14 protein-coding genes are annotated in these 21,086 nt (G+C 53.3%); 10 read left to right on the top strand and 4 right to left on the bottom strand.

The genetic code is table 11. The annotated features are described in order from the left end of the window. Positions 1-7 precede the first annotated feature (7 nt). Entirely contained in the window at positions 8-460 is a 453-nt protein-coding gene (locus HNV11_RS18155; RefSeq protein WP_171741008.1) for a thioredoxin family protein, read from the bottom strand. Positions 461-648: 188 nt separating this feature from the next. On the opposite strand from HNV11_RS18155, the gene yihA reads away from it, so the two are divergent. Continuing rightward, on the top strand, positions 649-1,263 hold the full coding sequence (yihA, locus tag HNV11_RS18150; RefSeq protein WP_171741007.1) for a ribosome biogenesis GTP-binding protein YihA/YsxC: 615 nt from the start codon (positions 649-651) through the stop codon (positions 1,261-1,263). A gap of 102 nt (positions 1,264-1,365) precedes the next feature. Continuing rightward, positions 1,366-1,857 carry a DUF5606 family protein gene (locus tag HNV11_RS18145; protein ID WP_171741006.1) on the top strand — a complete coding sequence of 164 codons (492 nt, stop codon included), beginning with the start codon at positions 1,366-1,368 and terminating at the stop codon, positions 1,855-1,857. 139 nt (positions 1,858-1,996) lie between these two features. Here the strand turns inward: HNV11_RS18145 and pyk are convergent, their stop codons facing one another. Beyond that, on the bottom strand, positions 1,997-3,433 hold the full coding sequence (pyk, locus tag HNV11_RS18140; RefSeq protein ID WP_171741005.1) for a pyruvate kinase: 1,437 nt from the start codon (positions 3,431-3,433) through the stop codon (positions 1,997-1,999). Between the two features lie 178 nt (positions 3,434-3,611). After that, positions 3,612-6,818 (bottom strand): PAS domain S-box protein, encoded by a 3,207-nt coding sequence (locus tag HNV11_RS18135; protein ID WP_171741004.1) that lies wholly within the window; start codon positions 6,816-6,818, stop codon positions 3,612-3,614. Between the two features lie 330 nt (positions 6,819-7,148). Here HNV11_RS18135 and HNV11_RS18130 point away from each other — a divergent pair, with 330 nt between their 5' ends. The 8 genes from HNV11_RS18130 to HNV11_RS18095 all read left to right on the top strand — a co-directional run bounded on the left by HNV11_RS18130 (position 7,149) and on the right by HNV11_RS18095 (position 20,259). Next, positions 7,149-9,782: an ATP-binding protein gene (locus tag HNV11_RS18130; protein WP_171741003.1), complete on the top strand. Its 2,634-nt coding sequence runs from the start codon at positions 7,149-7,151 to the stop codon at positions 9,780-9,782. A 200-nt stretch (positions 9,783-9,982) separates the two neighbouring features. Beyond that, complete coding sequence (locus tag HNV11_RS18125) at positions 9,983-12,409, top strand: TonB-dependent receptor (protein WP_171741002.1); 2,427 nt, start codon at positions 9,983-9,985, stop codon at positions 12,407-12,409. 90 nt (positions 12,410-12,499) lie between these two features. Continuing rightward, on the top strand, positions 12,500-13,684 hold the full coding sequence (locus tag HNV11_RS18120; protein WP_171741001.1) for a PepSY-associated TM helix domain-containing protein: 1,185 nt from the start codon (positions 12,500-12,502) through the stop codon (positions 13,682-13,684). A 1,092-nt stretch (positions 13,685-14,776) separates the two neighbouring features. Further along, positions 14,777-16,057, top strand: coding sequence for an HD domain-containing protein (locus tag HNV11_RS18115; protein WP_171741000.1), 1,281 nt, complete (start codon positions 14,777-14,779; stop codon positions 16,055-16,057). Positions 16,058-16,207: 150 nt separating this feature from the next. After that, positions 16,208-17,260 carry a UDP-3-O-(3-hydroxymyristoyl)glucosamine N-acyltransferase gene (gene lpxD / locus HNV11_RS18110; RefSeq protein ID WP_171740999.1) on the top strand — a complete coding sequence of 351 codons (1,053 nt, stop codon included), beginning with the start codon at positions 16,208-16,210 and terminating at the stop codon, positions 17,258-17,260. A 66-nt stretch (positions 17,261-17,326) separates the two neighbouring features. After that, complete coding sequence (locus HNV11_RS18105) at positions 17,327-18,721, top strand: bifunctional UDP-3-O-[3-hydroxymyristoyl] N-acetylglucosamine deacetylase/3-hydroxyacyl-ACP dehydratase (protein WP_171740998.1); 1,395 nt, start codon at positions 17,327-17,329, stop codon at positions 18,719-18,721. Between the two features lie 94 nt (positions 18,722-18,815). Further along, positions 18,816-19,610, top strand: coding sequence for an acyl-ACP--UDP-N-acetylglucosamine O-acyltransferase (gene lpxA / locus HNV11_RS18100; RefSeq protein ID WP_171740997.1), 795 nt, complete (start codon positions 18,816-18,818; stop codon positions 19,608-19,610). Positions 19,611-19,620: 10 nt separating this feature from the next. Beyond that, on the top strand, positions 19,621-20,259 hold the full coding sequence (locus HNV11_RS18095) for an ABC transporter ATP-binding protein (RefSeq protein ID WP_171740996.1): 639 nt from the start codon (positions 19,621-19,623) through the stop codon (positions 20,257-20,259). A 6-nt stretch (positions 20,260-20,265) separates the two neighbouring features. On the opposite strand, the gene HNV11_RS18090 is transcribed toward HNV11_RS18095, so the two are convergent. Continuing rightward, a complete protein-coding gene (locus HNV11_RS18090; protein WP_171740995.1) occupies positions 20,266-20,955 on the bottom strand; it encodes a class I SAM-dependent methyltransferase in 690 nt (229 codons plus the stop codon). Positions 20,956-21,086 lie beyond the last annotated feature (131 nt).

The raw sequence follows: 21,086 nt of genomic DNA, 5'->3' as shown, positions 1-21,086 counted from the left end.
TTTCGGATTATTTAACGCTTTTGCCGATTGCAATCAGATTCTCGGGCGTTTGCAGGCCAATGACCTTTTTCAGCACCCGGCCGTTACCGTCAATGAACAGCAGCGTTGGATAGGCTTCCAGCGGATACACCTGCGACAGCGCCGGGCCTTCGCCTTTTTCCATGTCCATCTTTACGTTGATGAACTTACTGTTGTATAAATCGCCAACGGCTTTCTTCGTGAAAACATTTTTCTGCAGCAGTTTGCAGGGGCCGCACCAGCTGGCGTAGGCGTCCAGGAAAATAACTTTCTTTTCTGCTTTCGCTTTTTTCAGAATGTCTTTCCAGGCAGCATCCGTAAACTGAATGCCTTCACCGGCTGCGTTCGAAGCTGGTTTGGTATCGCCGACTCCAGTTGCGTTCGTTGGGGCAAAACCAAATCCAATACAAAGAAGGGCTAACAGACAAACTATTTTTTTCATGCGTAAGCCGGTTGGCCGGCGGTTTATGTGTTTTTCGTCGGGAGTATAACGTGTGAAGGCGTCGGTTTCGTTTCCGGCTGCGTGTTTTCAGAGCAAGTTAATAGCCTCCGGTTAGAATCGCAACGGGAAACTATGTGCCAGTTTGCGTATTCTTTCCGACCTTTGCCCCCGTTTTAGTCATTACGATTATGCCCGTCAAACAAGCCGAATTCTTTGTCAGCAACTCCGATCCGGCCCAGTGTCCGAAACCCGACCGGCCCGAATATGCCTTCATCGGGCGCTCCAACGTTGGTAAATCGTCGTTGATCAATATGCTGACGGGGCGTTCGTCGCTGGCCAAAATTTCGGGCAAACCCGGCAAAACCCAGTTGATTAACCACTTCATTATTGACAATGAATGGTATCTGGTCGATTTGCCCGGCTATGGCTACGCGCAGGTCAGCAAGGTGGAGCGCGAAAAGTTTGCCGCGCTCATTGATGGGTATCTGACCAGCCGACCCAACCTGCTCTGCATTTTCGTGCTGGTCGACTCGCGGATTGAGCCGCAGAAGATCGATCTGGATTTTATGGAGAACCTGGGCGACCGGGGACTGCCGTTCGTGATCGTGTTTACCAAAACCGAAAAGCTCGGTCCCACCAGGCTCCAGCATACGCTGGACAACTACCGGGCGAAACTGCTGGAAACCTGGGAGGAAGCCCCGCAGATGTTCGTGACTTCGGCCGTTACGGCCACCGGACGCGAAGACATTCTAAATTTCATCCGACCCCTGAATGAAGAATACATACGAGAACGGAAGCGGTAAACAAAAGCAGCTACGGCCAGCTACGTTCTGTTTTGTCGCTTTCGTTCTCATTTAAAGGCAATACGTCGGCCAAAACGGGCGTTACCAATGTACAAAGTCTCTATGGAAGCATTAAAACAAATTGCCAACATCGCGGGCCAGAGTGGCCTGTTTCGGATTCTGAAGCCCAGCCGCAATGGGGTTATTGTCGAGTCGCTGGATGACAGGAAAGCCAAGACAATGATGGGTCCAACCGCGCGGGTGTCGGTTCTGAACGATATTTCGATTTACGTCGATACGCCCGATCAGTCCATTCCGCTGGCTAACGTTCTGCGCGCTGTCAACGAAAAATACGGGGATTCGCTGCTTGTTGACCCCAAGGGTTCGAACAGTGAACTGGCTGACTTTATGGCTACGGTTGTGCCTGACTACGACCGCGAGCGTGTCCGGCCGACCGACATTAAAAAACTCATCGTCTGGTACGGCATTCTGCGCCAGTACGCCCCCGAGGTGTTTGACGAGCAGCCGACCGATGCGGTGAGCGAGCAGTCGGACGTAACAACGGCTCCCGAAGAAACGCCCGTCGCCGAAACAAAGGACGACGCAACCGCATAAGTAAGGCGAAGCCGGCCCGGCTGGCTTCGCCATAACGTCTATTTTCAGTGAGAACGGAAAAGCCGCGATGGGCCTTTGGCTTCGCGGCTTTTTTTTAGTTAGCCGACAGCTGAGCTCTGTCGGCTATGTATTCAGAGTCTTAATCGACAGAGCTCAGCTTTACGGTGTTGGTCCGGCGGGCCTGCGTCAGCGGCATGCTGAGCGTATTGATGAAAATATCGCCCGAAGAAAGTTTTCCGTGCCCGATGAGGGTCTGCTTGATACCTTCCACGGTCTGATCGATGGTTAGATTCTTGTCGGGTTCGTAAGGCATCACCTGAACGCCCCAGTACAGGCCGAGCGTATTGCGCAGCTGCGGGTCGTTGGAGAAAACGTACAGGTCTGCTTTGGGGCGGTGGTGCGACAGCCGAACGGCCGTATAGCCCGAGTTGGTAATACCGATCACGGCCTTGGCGCGGGTGTCGCGGGCCAGGCGGCAGGCGCTCATGACGACGTTATCGTTGATAACGTTCTCGCTGGGCTGCTCGTTGACGTGGGCGTGGTAGCGGTAATAGATTTTGTCGGTGGTAGCTTCAACCTGCCGGATGGTGTTGGCCATGCTCTCAACGGCCAGTATCGGATACTTACCCGACGCCGTTTCGGCGCTGAGCATGACGGCGTCGGCGCCATCCAGGACCGAGTTGGCGATGTCGTTGATCTCGGCGCGGGTCGGGCGGGGCGCGTCGATCATGCTTTCGAGCATCTGCGTGGCTACGATGACCGGCTTGGCGGCCCGGTTGCACTTCTCGACCAGCATTTTCTGGATCATTGGCACTTCTTCAGCGGGCAGTTCCACGCCGAGGTCGCCCCGGGCCACCATCAAACCGTCGGTAGCGGCAATGATGGCGTCGATATTTTCAATGGCTTCGGGCTTCTCAATTTTGGCAATGACGCGGCTGCTCTTACCCTGCGACCGGATATACTCTTTAATTTCGAGGATTTCGGAAGCCTCCCGGACAAACGACAGCGCGATCCACTCGGCATTGTTTTCCAGACCAAACTTCAGGTCTTCCCAGTCTTTGTCGGTAACGGCCGGCATCGAAACCTTCGTATTAGGCAGGTTAACGCCTTTTTTCGACTTCATGGATCCGCCGTAGACCACCTCCGTAACAACGTCGGTTCCTTCCGTGCCTACTACCCGGACTTCCAGCTTGCCATCGTCCATCAGGATACGCTCGCCCGGATGGACGTCTTTATACATATCCTTATAGGGGGTGCTGACGCGTTCGGCCGTACCAATAATGTCGTCGTTGGTGAATACGAGCCGGTTGCCGGGCAGAATCATGACCCCGTCTTTGTTTTCGACGTTGCCGATCCGGATTTTGGGGCCCTGCAGGTCCTGCAGTATGCACAGGTTCAGGTTGTATTCGGCGTTGATTTCGCGGATGCGGTTCAGCCGCATCAGGTGATCTTCGTGGGTACCGTGGGAAAAGTTGAGCCGAAAGACGTTTACTCCGGCTTTGGCTAATGCCAGCAATTGTTCTTTCGTTTCGGAAGCCGGGCCGATGGTGGCCACGATCTTGGTTTTCTTGGACATGAGGGACGGGAAAATTGGGCAAAAACGGCCGAGAGCCGGTGCAAAAATAACCGGTAGGGTTAATATACAGTGGGGTTTGCGGAAAATTTACCGGCTGAAGCCCGGCGTGAACCGCTGCACCCTGGTCAGAGTTGATCGAAATTAGGGTGCAGATCAAGCCTGCGTAAGCAATCTGCGGTTATCGGCTCATGGGCAGAATAATATGGAAGGTGGCGCCTTTGCCTTCTTCGGATTCCGCCCAGATTTCGCCCTGATGATTGAAGACGATACGTTGGCATAGCGAAAGCCCGATGCCCGTGCCTTCGTATTGCTGCTGGTGATGAAGCCGTTGGAAGAGACCGAAAATCTTGTCAACGAATGCCGGGTTAAATCCAATCCCGTTATCCGAAACAGAGAGTTTGCAGTAAGGAATCCGGGGGTTTAGTTTTTCGTGCGCCCGCAGTTCCTGCGCAGTCAATACCTGACTGGCAATGGTGATTACCGGCGGTACACCCTCCTGGGTAAATTTGAGTGAGTTAGCAATCAGATTATAAAAGAGCTGGGTCATCTGAAGCGGAATAGCCGGTATAGCGCATAACTCGCCAACGTCAACCCGCCCGTTTTTCTGCGTAAGCAGAAGGTCAAAATCCCGCACAACATCCTCAACAACCTCATGGAGGTCAACATGATTGAGGAACCCGGATTCGTGATTGATGCGGGAAAAATCCAGGATATTCTTGATCAGCACCGACATTCGGTTGGCCGACTCCTCGATCTTGATCAGGTGATTACGTCCTTCGGAGCTGATATCCTGAAGGTAGCGCTCGCGGATCAGGCTGGAATACATCTGAATCTTGCGGAGGGGCTCCTGCAGGTCGTGGCTCGCTACGTAGGCATACCGTTCCAGCTCCTGGTTCGACTGCTTCAGCTGGCTGTTGGATTTGATAAGTTCTTCGGTTCGGAGCTGAACCTGCTTTTCCAGTGCCTGCTCGGTGATCCGGTGAGCCGTGATATCCTGCGAGGTGCCCCGAATCAGGTAAGGAAGGCCCTGTTCAGTGAACAGGACCCGCGCCTGCGTACGCAGAATACGTTCCTCCTGCGTCTGCTGATGAACAACCGTGTATTCCAGCTCCATCTTTCCGCCTGAACTGGGGTTCATGGCTGCCTGAGCAATACGATTGACGCGCGCCTGGTCTTTCTCATGAATGCAGCGGCCAACGATTTCGGGGGTGATGCGCTCCGAAACTCCGAGCCAGTTGTTGACGCGCTCCGAGCAGATCATCTCGCCGGTAAGCAGGTTCGTTGTCCAGGGGGCCAGTTCGGCCAGGTCGACTGCTTCGCGGAGGCTTTCCTGGGCTTCTTGAAACTGCTGCTTGGCCGTCACCTGGTACGTAATGTCGACTGCCATATTCAGGATGGCGTACACATGCCCCTCGGCGTCCCGCAGGGGCTTATAGGTAAAGTTGAAATAAAAAGTTTGCAGCTTACCGTCAACAACCAGGTCGGCCCGGTCTTCGGTGCCCTGGTAGGCTACACCGGTGGTATAGACTGTATTCAGTAAGTCATAAAAGGGCTGTCCGTCCAGTTCCGGCAGAGCATCGCGCAGCTTTTTGCCGATCACGGAAGCGCCTTTGCCCCATAGCTTCAGCATGGCATCGTTAGCCAGCTGGATCACCATATCGCGGCCAGTGTAGACGGCCGTTGCCATGGGCGCATCCAGCACGAGGTTGCGAAACCGCTTCTCGCTCTCTTCCAGCTCTTTTTTTGCCTGTACCTGCGCCGTAACTTCGGTCGCAACGACCATAACCCCGTTGATTGCGCCCTCGTTCTCGCGGACAGGTGCGTAAACAAAATTGAAATAGGCGTCTTCGAGCTGGCCATTGCGGTGCAGCCGGGCGAGCGTTTCATAACCGTAATACGGCTGCCCGGTCTGATAAACGCTTTCCAGCAGCTCAACGAACCCCTGCCCCTGAATCTCGGGTAAGGCCGTCAGCAACGACTGGCCAATGATGGTGTCCGTCTTACCCCAAAGGCTCAGGATAAGTTCGTTGGCCGATTCGATTACCAGGTTTTCGCCCCGCAGCAAACCAATAGCCAGCGGAGACTGCATGATCATGTTCCGAAACCGCGCTTCGCTTTCCACCAGCGCCTGCTGGGCCGCCATTTCCGGCCGCATATCCCGCATGACGGCCCCTATGGCCAGGGGATGCCCGGTATAAGGATCGTCAATCCGGATGGTGTTGTTAAAAACAGGGAAAATTTCGCCGGTTTTCAGGTGTCGAACCAGCATCTCGCCCGACCAGCGCCCCGTACTCATAACCGAGGGGAGCACCTGCTGTTCAACGAAGAGGAAATGCTCGGGAGCGTGAAGCTGCTCAATGGGCGTGTCGCGCATCTGTTGTTCGCTGTCGAAGCCGAGCATGGCTAATCCCGCCTTGTTGATATACGAGTTTTTGCCGTCCATCTCCAGGACCGACATTAACTCAACGCTGTTATCAACCAGGGTCAGCATTTTCTGCTGGGCGTCGCGCGTGGCGACGTCCTGGGTAACATCCTGCACGATTGAAAATACGCGCTGCTCCCGATCGGGCTCCGTATGGATACGGGTTGTATGGAGACTGATCCACACCACAGAACCTGCCCTGTGCAGACAGCGAATCTGCGTAACCAGCGAGGTTAAACCGCCGGTCATGAGTTCCGTTAGCTGCTTCTGGTAGCGGTCCTGATCGTCTGGATGGATGACCTGCGAAAAGGAGCCGTTTACGAGCTCTTCCGGGCTATAGCCAATCATGTAGCCAAAAGCCTGGTTGATCTGGATAAACTTCCCGCCCGTTGTTGTTACCACAATGCCTACTACGGCATTGTCAAAGGCCGTGGGCAGGTGTTTTTCAATCTCCCGAAGTGTCTGGCTGTGTCGTCGCTCTGCGGGTATAGCCTGAACTGTCCCGGCCGACTCCAGAGCCATTGCCCAGTCCTGATCGCTGCCGGGGGCGGCTGGTTGCGGCTGAACCCGCCCGGAAACCTCTGTCAGGTAACCGGTCATACGGGTGGCTTTGCCCGTATCAGGCATAGTATACCCCTGGCCATATACGTGTGCATACGAGCCGTCGACGCGCCTGAACCGGTACTCAGCGGCCCATTCGCCCCCCTGCTCAACCACGTGAAGCAGGTGCCTGGTCACCGATTCTTTGTCGTCGGGGTGAATACGGTCATGCCAGGCAGCGGCCTCTGGGCTATCTTTACTGGTTGGCTGGCCAAATACCTGCCGGAACCGCTCGCTTTGCCAGATCTGATTAGTGCGCAGATCCCACTCCCACAAACACGCTGGCGATACGTCAGCTCCATGCACAAAACGCTTTCCGGCCGCTGTCAATTCTTTATTGGTGGGTTTCTGGTTATCAGTCACTTCCGTTTAGCTTAGGTCCGCCGGGGGTGGTCGACGTAACGAATGATGTAGGCGCACACTAAAATACGCTGAATAGTTTACTGGTAGTACGTTGTAGGGCCAGGGTTTACTAAACGCCTGTTGGTTATAACGGGCGCAGGACAAAGTAACCTACAAACATACGCGAATTAATTTCCTGAGCCCCGACTATCCGGAACCGTTAGACGCAATTTTTCCGGCTGCAGCTGCAGTCTCTTAAAGAGCTGCGTAAACCCTAACGTTCTAACTTTTGGGTTAGTCATGTAAGCCGTATATTTATTCGCTAATTTTCGGCCAAATTAAGCAAGGTGAATGTCTATTTCTGTATCCGTCCTTGAGCAACTCTTTCGACATGCTTCGGATGCTATGGTTGTTTGTCGTTTAGACGACGAAAACGAGCCATCAGCAGTCGAGCTGGGGTTTCTCAATCCATCTGCCTTAACCCTGCTTGGGCTCGACAGCGCACCCGCAACGGGAACGCTCCTGGCTCAGATACTGCCTGACCAAACCTTATATACGCATCTGGCCTGCACCCGGCAGACCGGCGAGAGTACCCTTGGCTATTTGACCCAGTCAACTAAACGGATTGGCTACGAGATAAATCCGTTAGGCGACTGGCTGACAATCCGTCTGCAGGCAGCCCGGGAAACGGAAGCTCTGCCGACGGCTTTGGGCAGACACATACTGGCCATCAATCACCTGGCGGTGGCTGTGCTGGACCCGGTTGTTGATTCGCAGAACCAGCTCGTGGATTTTCGCCTGGCTGCCCTGTATGATACGGATAGTCACCTGTCGACATGGTATCAGGATGGAATTCCGGTTGGTCAGCTGCTATCCGAATGGAATCCGGAGAGTAAAACAAGTGGCCTCTTTGCGCGCTATAAAGGGGTTATGGAAGGGGACCCGCCCTTTCGGGCAGAGCACTATTATAAAGGTCTCGACACGGCGTTTGATATAGCCGCTTCCCGGTTTGGGCATCAGCTGCTGCTGACCTTTAACCGGACAACCGAAACCTACCGGGCCAAGCAACAGGTGGAAGAGCAGGCGGCTCTGCTGGACGCAATCATGCAGAGCACCCAGGATTACATAACCGTATACCAGTGCGTTCGGGATGAGTCAGGCGGCATCACCGATTTCAGGGGGGTGTTATGCAGTGATGTTTCCGGTCAACTGAGCGGATTGTCGAAAGACGGCATACGACAAACGCCATTTAAAGCGCTTGAAACGACGCCGGACCTGTTCGATCAGTACAGACGGCTGGTTGAAACCGGTATGCCGCTGCGAATGGAGCGGATTCTGACCGGACAGGAAGACGGCATTACCCGCTGGCTGGACGTATCGGCCAGTAAGGTACTCGATGGGTTTGTGTCGATCGGTAAAGATATAACTTCCTATAAGCGCACGCTTAAAGAGGTTGAGACTCAGTCCCAAACGCTGGAAACGATTCTCAACAACTCCGACAGCTTTATCTATCTGGCCGAATCCATCCGGAACGAAGCCGGTGAAATTGTTGACTTCCGGATTGCCCGCAGTAATGAGGCTGGTCGGCAGAATATGATCCGGACGGTTGGCTACGACGGGACCGGGTCAAACCTGCTGACTCTGTATCCCTTCAGCCGGGAGCAGGGCCTGTTTGCCCAATACGTTAAGGTTGTCGAAACCGGCGAGCCGCTGGTCACGGACTTTTATTACGAGTACCAGCACATTCAGGAGTGGATGAAAATATCGGCTCAGAAGATGGAAGATGGTCTGGTCGTAACCTATGTCGATGTTTCCGAAGGGCGACGGATCGCCGAAAAGGCCGAAAAATATGCCCAGCAGCTTAAAGGCGTTCTGGATGCTTCCCTCAATGGAATTATTCTGCTCGAAGCGATGCGTGATGACCAGGGCGAAATACTTGATTTCCGCTACCTGCTGGCTAATCAGGCGGCATCCCGCATCAACAATGTTCCCCTGGATGAACTGATCGGAAACACGCTGCTTACGTTGTTCCCATCGTCAAGAACTGAAGGCTCCTTCCCTCAGAATGTCTATGCCCTCACGACTGGCAACCCGATTCGGAAACAATTGAAACTGTACTGCGACCGGATGGAAGGCTGGTATGATTTTACGTCCAATCGAATCAACGCGAATAACCTGGTCGTTTCGTTCACGGACATCACCGAAACCAAGCTGCTGGAGGAACGCCAGCGTAAACTCGTCGACGAACTGAGACGCTCGAATGAGAATCTGCAGGAGTTTGCTTACGTAGCCTCCCACGATTTGCAGGAACCCCTGCGGAAGATTACCTCATTCGGCAATATTCTGAAAAAGACTTATGCAACGGCGCTGGGTGACGAAGGCGCCGACCTGATTGACCGGATGGAATCAGCCTCAACCCGGATGTCGATGCTGATACATGATCTGCTGGCCTATTCCCGCCTGACGACAAAATTACAGGCGCTGCAGCCGCAGCCGTTGAGCAGGGTTGTCGGCGAGGTATTATCAGTGCTGGACATGGCTATCCAGGAAAAACAGGCCCGCGTTGAGGTAGATGAGCTTTTTGTGGTGCCCGGCGATGCGACGCAGTTAGCGCAGCTTTTCCAGAACGTACTTACCAACGCGCTGAAATTTACCCGGCCCGGCATCCGACCGCATATTCAGATCCGCAGCCAGACCGTAGCCCGACAGCAGCTGCCGACGAATGTAGACAGGCATACCAGCCATGCGATGTATGGCCTTGTTCAGGTAATCGATAATGGAATTGGCTTCGATTCAACTGAGGCCGAACGAATTTTCGGGGCGTTTCAGCGATTACATGGCCGGGGAAAGTATCCGGGTACGGGTATCGGACTGGCGATTGTTAAAAAAGTAGTTGAAAATCACTCCGGGTATATCCTGGCCGAAGGCCGTCCCAACGAAGGCGCAACCTTTTCAATCTATCTGCCTCTTGCAGACGCGTTGTAAAAAAAGCCGGGCCGCTAATCATCCGGATTGGCTGCCCGGCTTTCGTGCGTCTAAACAATTGCATTTTATACCTAAAAAAGTAGATAAGACAATTAAAGTGTTAAGCAGAAATAAAGTTTATTTAGAATAATTACAAATAATTTTGATGCGCCGTAATCCATGACTTGTTTTGCAGTCAGAAATCAACGGAAGTCAAATTCATGCGACGATTCATAAAATTATACGTATTCATAGGCTGCTTCCTTCCCCTGGCTGCACAGGCTCAGCCGGTAGCAACGTTGCAGGGAAACGTAACTACGTCGGACGGTAACCCGGCTGAGGCTGTTACCGTCAGTTTGAAAGGAAAAAGCCAGGGGGCCATCACTAACGATAAAGGGGCATACACCCTTAGCCGGGTTAAGGCGGGTACGTACACTGTGCAGGTGTCGGCCGTGGGTCTGAAAACAGCCGAAAAAGTCATTACGCTGGGGCAGGGCGAGAACGCAAGCCTCGATTTTGTGCTGGCCGAGAATACGGCTCAATTGCAGGAGGTGATTGTTAGCGGAAGCCTGACCAATCGGTTTGCCAGAACCTCAGGCGATTACGTTTCCAAGATGCCGCTCAAGAACCTGGAAAACCCGCAGGTATATAACAGTGTCGGCAAGGAATTACTGAAGGAGCAGCTGGTTTTCTCGGTGGACGATGCCCTGCGCAACGCTCCCGGTGTTCAGCGGATGTGGGAAGCCACCGGACGCGCGGGCGATGGCGGGGGATACTACAACACCCGCGGTTTTATTGTGCAGAGCCAATTGCGGAACGGGCTGGCCGGTAACGTAACGAGCGACATAGACGCCGTTAATCTCGAAAAACTGGAAACAATCAAAGGACCATCGGCTACGCTGTTTGGCAGCGCGCTGACGTCCTACGGCGGGCTGATCAACCGGGTAACCAAGAAACCTTATGAAACCTTCGGGGGCGAAGTGGCTGTATCGGCAGGTAACTACGATTTTCAGCGGGTCAGCGCCGACGTGAATGCCCCGCTGACCAAAAATCGCAACCTGTTGTTGCGGGTCAATACCGCCTTCACACACCAGGGCACCTTTCAAACGGTAGGCTTCGGCCGGAATGTTGCGCTGGCACCCAGCTTGTCGTTCAGGCCCAGCGAGAGGCTGTCCATTCGGCTCGACGCCGAGATGTACCGCTCCGAGAACGTGGGCAAGCAGATTCTCTTCTTCTACGTTCCGGGCTACACGCTCGGCGCAACCCGGGCCGATCAGCTCGCCATTGATTACCGCAACTCTTACATGGGCAGCGGCCTGACGCAGCAGTCGCGCAGTACCAACCTGTTTGGTCAGGTGAATTACCAGATTTCGCCCTCGTTTACGTCATCGACCAACATCAGTTCGAGCCATAGTTTTTCAAACGGATTCGGCCCTTACTTTTACATCATTCCGGGCACTACGCCGGGCGTAAACAATCTTGTCCGGGCCGACCAGTCGACACGTAACAGCACCAACGATGTGTTTGAAGTGCAGCAGTTGTTCAACGGTGATTTTCACTTGGGCAGCCTGCGTAACCGGATTGTGCTGGGGCTCGACTATCTGCACGTAAACGCCAACCAGTTATTCTTCGGGAGTACGTTCGATACGGTGCCTATTGCTGCAGACTTTGACTACAGCAAGTTCAACGGCGCTGCCCTGACCGCGCTTTACGCCAGCAAGGCGCCGGACTTTACTTACCCGGTTACGGGCATCCGCGAGACGTCGAGTGCCTTTGTTTCTGATGTGCTGAACCTGACCGATAAGCTAAGTATACTGGCTGCGCTGCGGGTCGATCACTTCAACAACAAAGGAGGAACAGAAGGAGCCGCCGTAGCGGGTTATCAGCAAACGGCTTTTTCGCCAAAGTTCGGGCTGGTGTATCAGCCGGTTAAGGACAAGGTGTCGCTGTTTGCCAATTACCAGAATAGTTTCAACAACCGAGGGGTGTACAACGCGTATGACGTAACGGATGCCGACAGCCTGACCCAGCGGTTTGCCAAACTGGAGCAAGCCAACCAGTTTGAGGCCGGGGTGAAACTGAACACATTTGGCGGGCGTTTAACCACAACCATCAGTTACTACGATATTCAGGTTAAAAATATCCTGCGTACCGATCCAAACCCGCTGGCGGCTGCCCGCTTTGCCCAGACCCAGGACGGTAGCCAGACGAGCAGGGGCGTTGAACTGGATGTCGTGGCCAATCCGGTTCAAGGCCTGAATATCGTGGGTGGTTTCAGCTACAACGACTCGCGCCTTGTGCGGGCATCCGAAGATGTGAACGGTCGGCGTCCTACCACGGCCTCATCACCTTATCTGGCTAACCTGTGGGTGAGTTACCGACTGCCCGGTTATCTGATTAACGGATTAGGTTTTGGGATTGGTGGGAATTACGCCAGCGATAATAAAATTCAGAACAGCGTCAGCCAGGGCGTATTTACCCTGCCAGCCTATACCGTGCTGAATGCCTCGGCGTTTTATGATCTTAAGAAAATTCGTCTGTCGGTTAAAGTCGATAACTTTACCAACCAGCGCTACTGGATTGGGTACACGACCATGAACCCGCAGAAGCTACGCAGCTTCGTAGGGAACGTAACCTATACGTTTTAAGAACGACAGTACAGGAATTGGATAACTGGTAGACACATCATCCGGCTATCAGTTATCCAATTTATCAAATACTGATCAACCCATTTCGGTATGAACGTGAAGAAAGCGGTTGGTAAAATTCATCTCTGGCTCGGCCTGGCATCTGGACTGGTCGTGTTTATTGTTGCCGTAACGGGTTGTCTGTATGCCTTCAAAACAGAGATCGAAGACCTGACACAGTCGTACCGGTACGTACCAACTGAAGCCCGGCCCGTACTTTCTCCGTCGCAGATGCAGGCTATTGCCCATCAGCTATTACCCGGAAAGAGCCTGCACAGCGTTACTTACCGGACCGGCGGTCGGGCTGCTATTCTATCGTATTACCACTACGAACCGACCTACTATTATCTGGCTTACGTCAATCCGTATTCAGGAAAAGTGCTTCATGTGCAGGACATGAGCCATGACTTCTTCTACCAGGTACTGCAGGGACACTACTACCTTTGGCTGCCTCCTGCGATTGGTCAGCCCATTGTGGCGTCGTCGACCCTAATTTTTGTGGTACTGCTTCTTTCGGGGATGGTGTTGTGGTGGCCGAAGAACAGAGCCGCCCGCAAACAGCGCTTCTCTGTTAAGTGGCAGGCCTCCTGGAAACGACGAAACTACGATCTGCATAACGTGCTGGGTTTTTACGTAACCAGTGTGTTATTGCTACTGGCTTTTACGGGCCTGGTGTGGGGGTTCCAGTGGTTTGCCAGGTCGGTGTACTGGCTTACGTCCGGCGGAGAATCGCAGGTAGCTTATTACGAACCGACTTCAATTATCCCTAAACAGCCGGTAGCGCCGGGAGCGCCCGTCGTGGATCGGCTTTGGTACCAGACGACGATCCACACACCTATGGCCGAAACGGTAGAAGTGCATTATCCGGAAACTGCAACCTCATCCATCGCGATCAGCACGAATCCCGATGCCAGCACGTTCTGGAAAGGCGATCACCGGTATTACGATCAGTACACGCTGAAAGAAATTCCGGTTAAGCACCTTTACAACCGATTCGACGAAACGCTGACTATAGCCGACAAAATTGCCCGCCTGAATTATGATGTGCACGTTGGCGCTATTCTGGGCCTGCCCGGCAAGATAATTGCGTTTCTGGCCAGCCTGATTGCGGCCAGCCTGCCCGTTACAGGCTTCCTGATCTGGTGGGGCCGCCGTCACAAAAAAGCCAAAAGAACACTGCTGACGAAAAAATCGGTTCAACTGAAAGCGTTTCCGAATGTACTGGTGCAACGGTGACCGCACGGTCATGGCTTGTTGACATCCTGTCTGAAAACTGCTTTCCTGTGTTGTAGCCGATGGGCGGGGAAACGAGATGTATTGTCTGGAGAGATAACAGAAAAACAAAACACCTCCCTGGGGAGGTGTTTTGGTGGGCCAGCCAGGACTCGAACCTGGGACTTACTGATTCACTTTCCTTTGGTTTCCCAAAGTAGTTGGACTATCTCATCACCCTCGTCTAACCGGTTCAGTACCGATTAATCGTTAGGGCGGGGGGCGTTTGTAGAAGCGTATTGGTCGGTCTCCTCACTTCTTAGTCTCTGCACCGTTTAGGCTACCAGAACGGCGGACCGTTCAAAAACCATTCACCTAATTTGGCTCAGGATTGCCAGCAGCACAGTTCTGAAAAACTGCCGTTAAGGTTTCCCTGAATTAACCCCCTGCTCATCCTGTGATTTCTCACGGGAGGCACCAGCGACTATTCGTTGCACATTGTGAAAGGATAACTCAGGATTGTGTACTTCAGCATGACAGTTTGAACACAACAATTCGCACTTTGAAGCTTCGTCAATGATTGAACTCTATTTCTTATTAGAAAGAATACGGGAATCCAGTTTGAACAACTTTTGATACGAATCAGTATGATGAAAATGCAGTGCTGCTACGTTTGCCGAATAGCCACAGCGATTACATCGCCCGACAAATAACTGAATCAGCTTCACCTTTCGGTCAAGTGATCTGATTGTTTGCGAATGATAGGTATTCGTCTGCGCTTTTACCCGATGGTAATGATCCTTCTGCTTGCATGTGTTACCACAATACTTTTGCTTCTGACCATTAATCGGTTCCCGGCAAACTACACACAATCGGCTCATAACTAAGAAATTGAGTCTCGGATAAGAGCGTTGAGTCTAATTTTTCACAATGTCAAAGAACAATACTTCGATGAGTCAGGCACTCTAACCAACTGAGTTACAAGCCCTTTGCTGCCTGATTGCTCAGGTTAAGCAATGCAAAATTACAGATTTTTCGGACAGAAATCCAGTATCAGTGGGATTTTTCACGTTAAATCGGGTTTACTGCTGTAATCCAGTCTGCTACATTTGCTCAATGCCAGCGCCTAACAAGAAGAAAATCCTGAATGATCCGGTCTACGGGTTCATCACCATCCCAACCGAGCTGCTGTACGATCTGGTTGAGCACCCGTTTTTTCAGCGGCTCCGGCGCATCAAGCAACTAGGTTTGTCGGAGTACGTGTATCCGGGCGCGCTGCACACGCGGTTTCACCACGCGCTGGGGGCTATGCACCTGATGGGGCAGGCCATGAGTACACTCCAGAGCAAAGGTCACTTCATTACCGATGCCGAATGCGAAGCCGCCCAGATTGCTATTCTGCTGCATGACGTTGGTCACGGACCGTTTTCGCACGTGCTGGAGTGCTGTTTGCTGGAGAATGTTCACCACGAACAGGTTTCACTGCTGCTCATGCACGAACTGAACCAGCAGTTCAACGGGCGGCTGACGCTGGCCATCCGGATGTTTGAGGGCAGTTATGAGCGACCTTTTTTTCATCAGCTCATCTCCAGTCAGCTCGATATGGACCGTATGGATTATCTGAATCGCGACGGCTATTACACGGGCGTAGCCGAAGGTGCCATAGGCGCTGAGCGAATCATCAAAATGCTCGATCTGGCCGACGATCAGCTGGTGGTCGAAGCGAAGGGGATTCTGAGCGTCGAGAACTTTCTGAACGCCCGGCGGCTGATGTACTGGCAGGTGTATCTGCATAAAACGTCGATTTGCTGCGAGTCCATGCTCGTGCAGATCCTGCGTCGGGCAAGGTTCCTGATCCGGCAGGAGGGGGACCTGGGGGGGGCGTCGGCTGCCGGTGTGTATGCTCCGGCTACGTTCCGGCTGTTTCTGCGGGAGAGCGTTACGTTCGATGCCTTTCGGTCCGACCGCCAGTACCTGAACGCGTTTACTGAACTGGACGACTACGATATCTGGTCGTGCATCAAACAATGGGCGTTGCAGGACGACTGGGTGCTGTCGACCCTCTGCCGGATGCTGCTCGACCGGCGGCTGTTTAAAATCCTGCTTTCGACGGAACCGTTTGCGGGCGAGCTCCTGACCGAACTCGAACGGCAGCTGCGCCGGACGGGGCTGCCCGACGAAGCGTTGTCCTATTTCCTGGTTGAAGGGCAGGCCACCAATGCCGCTTATCTACCCTCTAAAGAGCGCATTAATATTAAGCTGAAAAGTGGGAAAGTAATTGACATCGCCGATGCGTCGGACCTGTCGAATGTTCATGTGCTGACCAATATCGTGCGCCGGTATTACGTATGCTGGGCGAAGGAACTGGAATCGGTGGGTGAGTCGGCGAGCCGGTAAGATGGCGGGTTAGTCGGATGTGGATCAGAAAACAACCCAGCTGGCGGACTATTTCCCGGTGATTTTATACGAAAAGTGCAATTTGTTGCCTACCTTAGCGCCCAAAATATCTGATTCTGACGGATGTTTTTTGATGGCCGTCATACATATATGGAGTTTACAGTCAAGCAGATTGCCGCACTGCTGGGAGGAGAGGTCGAAGGGAACGATACGTTGGCGATCAGGAATTTAGCCAAGATAGAGGAAGGCCGCCCGGGCGACATTTCGTTTCTGTCCAACCCCAAATATGAGTCGCATCTTTATACGACTCTGGCCTCTGCGGTGATCGTTAATCGGTCATTCCGACCGCAGAAACCGGTTTCGCCGGCGCTCATCTTTGTAGAAAATTCCTATTCGGCGTTCACACGACTGCTGGAAGAGTACTACCAGCGCATGAATTTTACCCGGGTTGGCGTTGAGCAGCCAGCCTTTGCGGGCGATGGCAGTCAGTTTGGCGAGCACGTGTACCGGGGCGCTTTTTCCTATATCGGGCGAAACTGCCGCATCGGTCACAACGTCAAAATCTATCCCCACGCCTATGTCGGTGATAATGTCTGCATTGGCGATAACACGATCCTTCATCCCGGCGCCCGCGTTCTGAATAACTGCGTTATTGGCCAGTACTGCGTCATTCACCCAAACGCGGTGATCGGCAGCGAAGGGTTTGGCTTTGCGCCCCAGCCCGACGGTACCTATAAAACGATTCCGCAACTGGGGAACGTGATCCTCGAAGATTTTGTGAATGTAGGTGCCAGTACGACGATTGACTGCGCTACAATGGGCTCAACGATCATACGACAGGGGGTTAAACTAGACAACCTAATTCAGATTGGTCATAATGTCGAGATTGGAAAAAACACGGTTATTGCTGCCCAGACGGGTATTTCGGGTTCAACCAAAATTGGGGAGAACTGCGTTATTGCCGGTCAGGTAGGCTTTGCGGGCCACCTGACCATTGCCAACGGCACGAAGGTCGGCGCGCAGTCGGGGGTAGGGAAGAATGTGACGGAAGAAGGCACTTCCCTGAACAGTTCGCCTGCCTTCAATCTGTCGGAGAGCATGCGTTCGCTGGCTGTTTTTCGGCGGCTGCCGAGCTTGGAGCGCCGGGTATCGGACCTGGAAAAGATGCGGCTCGCTGAGCTGGAAAAGACAAAAGATAAATAGGTTGTTGTTCGCGGTGCGTCGTCAATAACATAAACGCAGTTACCACGGACCTCAGATCCACTGTAAATGAATACAAAGCAACAGACGATTCAAAAAGCGGTTTCCGTTTCGGGCGTAGGGCTGCATACAGGTGTCTCGGCTACGATGACGTTCCTGCCTGCCCCGACTAATCACGGGTATAAATTTCAGCGCATTGACCTGCCGGGCCAACCCATCGTGGATGCTGATGTTGACAACGTCGTTGATCTCTCCCGGGGCACCACTCTTGAGCAGAGCGGAGCCCGGGTCCATACAGTCGAACATACGCTGGCTGCCCTGGTTGGCCTGCAGCTCGACAATATCCTGATTCAGCTGGACGGTCCCGAGCCACCAATCCTCGACGGGTCTTCGATTCAGTTCATTGATGCCCTGCGCGAAGCCGGGATCGAAGAACAGAATGCCCAGCGTAATTATTTTGAGGTGAACGAGTACGTTCACTACCGCAATCCGGAAAAAGATATTGAACTGGCCGCGCTGCCGCTCAACGATTATCGGCTGACGGTGATGGTGGATTATAACTCACGAGTTATAAGCAGCCAGCACGCTTACCTGAACGATATCAGTCAGTTTCCCGAACAGATTGCCAACTGCCGGACGTTTGTGTTTCTGCACGAGCTGGAAGCACTCTATAAGCAGAACTTGATTAAAGGGGGCGACCTGACCAATGCCATTGTGATCGTGGACCGCGAGGTGAACGATGGTGAACTGGATTACCTGGCTGATCTGCTGCACAAGCCGAAGGTGAGCGTTAACAAGCAGGAAGGCATCCTGAACAACCTGCAGCTGCACTACCCCAACGAGATGGCCCGCCATAAGCTGCTCGATATGGTGGGGGATCTGGCGCTGATCGGGCGACCGATTAAAGCGCAGATTCTGGCGGCCCGGCCCGGCCACGCGGCCAACGTAGCCTTCGCCAAGAAGATCAAGAAGCTGATTCAGAAAAACGCGGCTAACCAGGTGCCGCAGTACGACCCGAAGCAGCCGCCCGTGCTGGATATTAACCGCATCTCGCAGCTGCTGCCGCACCGCTACCCCTTCCAGATGATTGATAAAATCATTGCCCTGGACGAGAACAGCGTGGTGGGTCTCAAGAACGTAACGATGAACGAGCCGTTCTTTCCGGGCCACTTCCCCGGAAATCCCGTCATGCCGGGCGTTATGCAGCTTGAAGCCATGGCCCAGACGGGCGGAATTCTGGTGCTGAGCACCGTGCCCGACCCCGAAAATTACTGGCCTTACCTGATTGGTATCGAAAACTGCCGGTTTCGACGCAACGTTTTACCCGGCGATACGGTAATCTTTAAATGTGAGTTTACCTCGCCCATGAAGCGCGGTATCGTGAAGATGCAGGGCCGGGGCTACGTTAACACAAACCTCGTTTGCGAAGCCGACATGATTGCCAGCCTGGTAAAGAAAAAATAGTCATTTATTGTCATCCTTTGTCATTACGTTGTCATTCCCGGTTGCAACAAATGGCTATAAATGACTGATAATGATCATTAATGACAATCCCATAATGATTCAACCATTAGCGTATATTCATCCCGAAGCAAAGATCGCTCAGAATGTGGTGGTCGAACCGTTCGCCATCATTCATAAAGACGTTGAGATTGCCGAAGGGACATGGATAGGTTCGCATGCAGTCATCAATGAAGGCGCCCGCATTGGTCGGAACTGCAAGATTTATCCCGGCGCCGTCATCTCATCGACTCCGCAGGATCTGAAATTCAAGAACGAGTACACCCGAACGATCATTGGCGACAATACCACCATCCGGGAGTATGCGACCATCAGCCGGGGGACCGAAGAGCACTGGAAAACCGAAATAGGCGCCGGCTGCCTGATTATGGCCTACGCCCACGTGGCGCATGACTGCCGGATTGGCGACAACTGTCTGGTCATCAATAATGTGCAGATGGCTGGCCACGTGCACATGGGCGATTGGGCAATTATCGGCGGATCGAGTTCGGTGCATCAGTGGGTTAAAATCGGGGCGCACGCCATGATTTCGGGCGGCTCGCTGGTTCGCAAGGATGTACCGCCGTTCACGAAGGCCGCCCGCGAACCGCTGTCGTACACGGGCATCAACTCCATTGGCCTGCGCCGGCGGGGGTTCGATAACCACCAGATCAATCAGATTCAGGAAATCTACCGCTATATCTATATGCGCGGGCTGAATAACTCTGAAGCCCTGACGCGGATTGAACTTGAATTGCCCCCTTCCGACGAGCGCGACGAGATTGTTAACTTTATCCGGTCGTCGGAGCGCGGAATTATGAAAGGTCCGTCGTCGGGCGCGGAGCGGGAGTAAGTCGTTCTTTATGGTGACAATCAGGGCGGAACAGATCGGTAAGAAATACCGGAAGGAATGGATTTTCAGACGGGTCGATCTAACGCTTTCCGCCGGAAACAGCTATACGTTTGTTGGGCCTAACGGCAGTGGTAAATCGACTCTGCTGCAACTGCTGGCCGGAAGTCTGCCCAGCACCGAGGGGAAGCTGGTTTACGAACAGAACGGCCGCCCATTGGAACCGGACGACTGGTTCCGCCAGATCTGCATCGCGGCCCCGTATCTGGAACTGGTGGAAGAGCTGACGCTCGACGAACTGCTGACGTTTCACCAGACGTTCAAGCCGTTCAGCGCCGGTCTGACACCCGCCATGGTGGCCGACCGGCTGCTGCTGACCCACGCCCGGCATAAGGAAATCAAGTATTTCTCGTCGGGCATGAAGCAGCGCGTCAAACTGGGCCTAGCTTTCTTTGCCGAAGCGCCGGTTGTTATTCTCGATGAACCAACGTCCAATCTGGACCGGCAGGGCGCAGCCTGGTATCAGGAGCAGGTCCGTCAGTTGATTGAACCAGCCGATGGCCGGCCGCCCCGGCTGTTGCTAATCGGCTCCAACCAGCCCGACGAATACGATTTCTGTCCGAACGTGCTGGACGTAACCCGCTGGAAATAACCGTTCCTAATTCAGAATCCCGGCCAGCTCTTCAGCATCAACATATACTGGCGCGTCATATAGCTTGCGCATCAGAAAACCGTGTTCGATCAGATACGACAGCCTGAACTTATGCACCATCCCGTGATTGGGCAGGGTCGGGCTTTCGACGTGGTCAATGACGTAGTTGGGGAAATAAGCCTTTACTTCTTCGGTCGAGATACTGAAGGGCGGTGAGGGCAGGGCAGGCGCGTATTCGAGCGTGTTTAAAAACAGCAGAGCGTCTACGGGAATGAGTCGTTCGAGCGTTTGCAGGTAGCACATCCGCATCGGTTGCGGCAGGGCCACCAGCGACGCCCGGTCATAGACCAGATCAATCGGGCCGATGTCCCCGGCGTTCATCGTGAACAGATCGCAGCAGAAGATGGTGATGTTGCCGGATGTGAATCGGCTGCCCCGCTGGACATACGGTAACTGGTTTTCTTCGAAAAACTGAACGATGGCTTTTTCAACCAGTTCAACCCCAACAACCCGGCTGGCAAAATGACTGAAGTACAGCATGTCGAGACTTTTGCCGCAGAGCGGTACAAAAATCGACTTGCCTTCCAGCGCAAACGGCGGCAGGTGTTTCAGAACATAGGAGTGAACTTCTTTATGATGAAAGCTGGTGTAATGACCTTCTAACTCCCAGGACTTGAACCAGAACGATTTTTCCATGACGGACGCGTACGCTTGATTGAGGGTTTTGAATGGGACAAAGTTCCCTCGCGGTTCGCAGGGGTTTTAGCGCGGATTCCCGGTTTCTAAAAAATGCGTAGTTACCCCTATTGACGACCGGACTATTCCGA

It is taken from the genome of Spirosoma taeanense, from assembly GCF_013127955.1.
GTDB classification, from domain to species: Bacteria; Bacteroidota; Bacteroidia; order Cytophagales; family Spirosomataceae; genus Spirosoma; species Spirosoma taeanense.
Note: the sequence above shows the minus strand (reverse complement) of the source record. Positions and strands in the feature narration are given on the sequence as shown.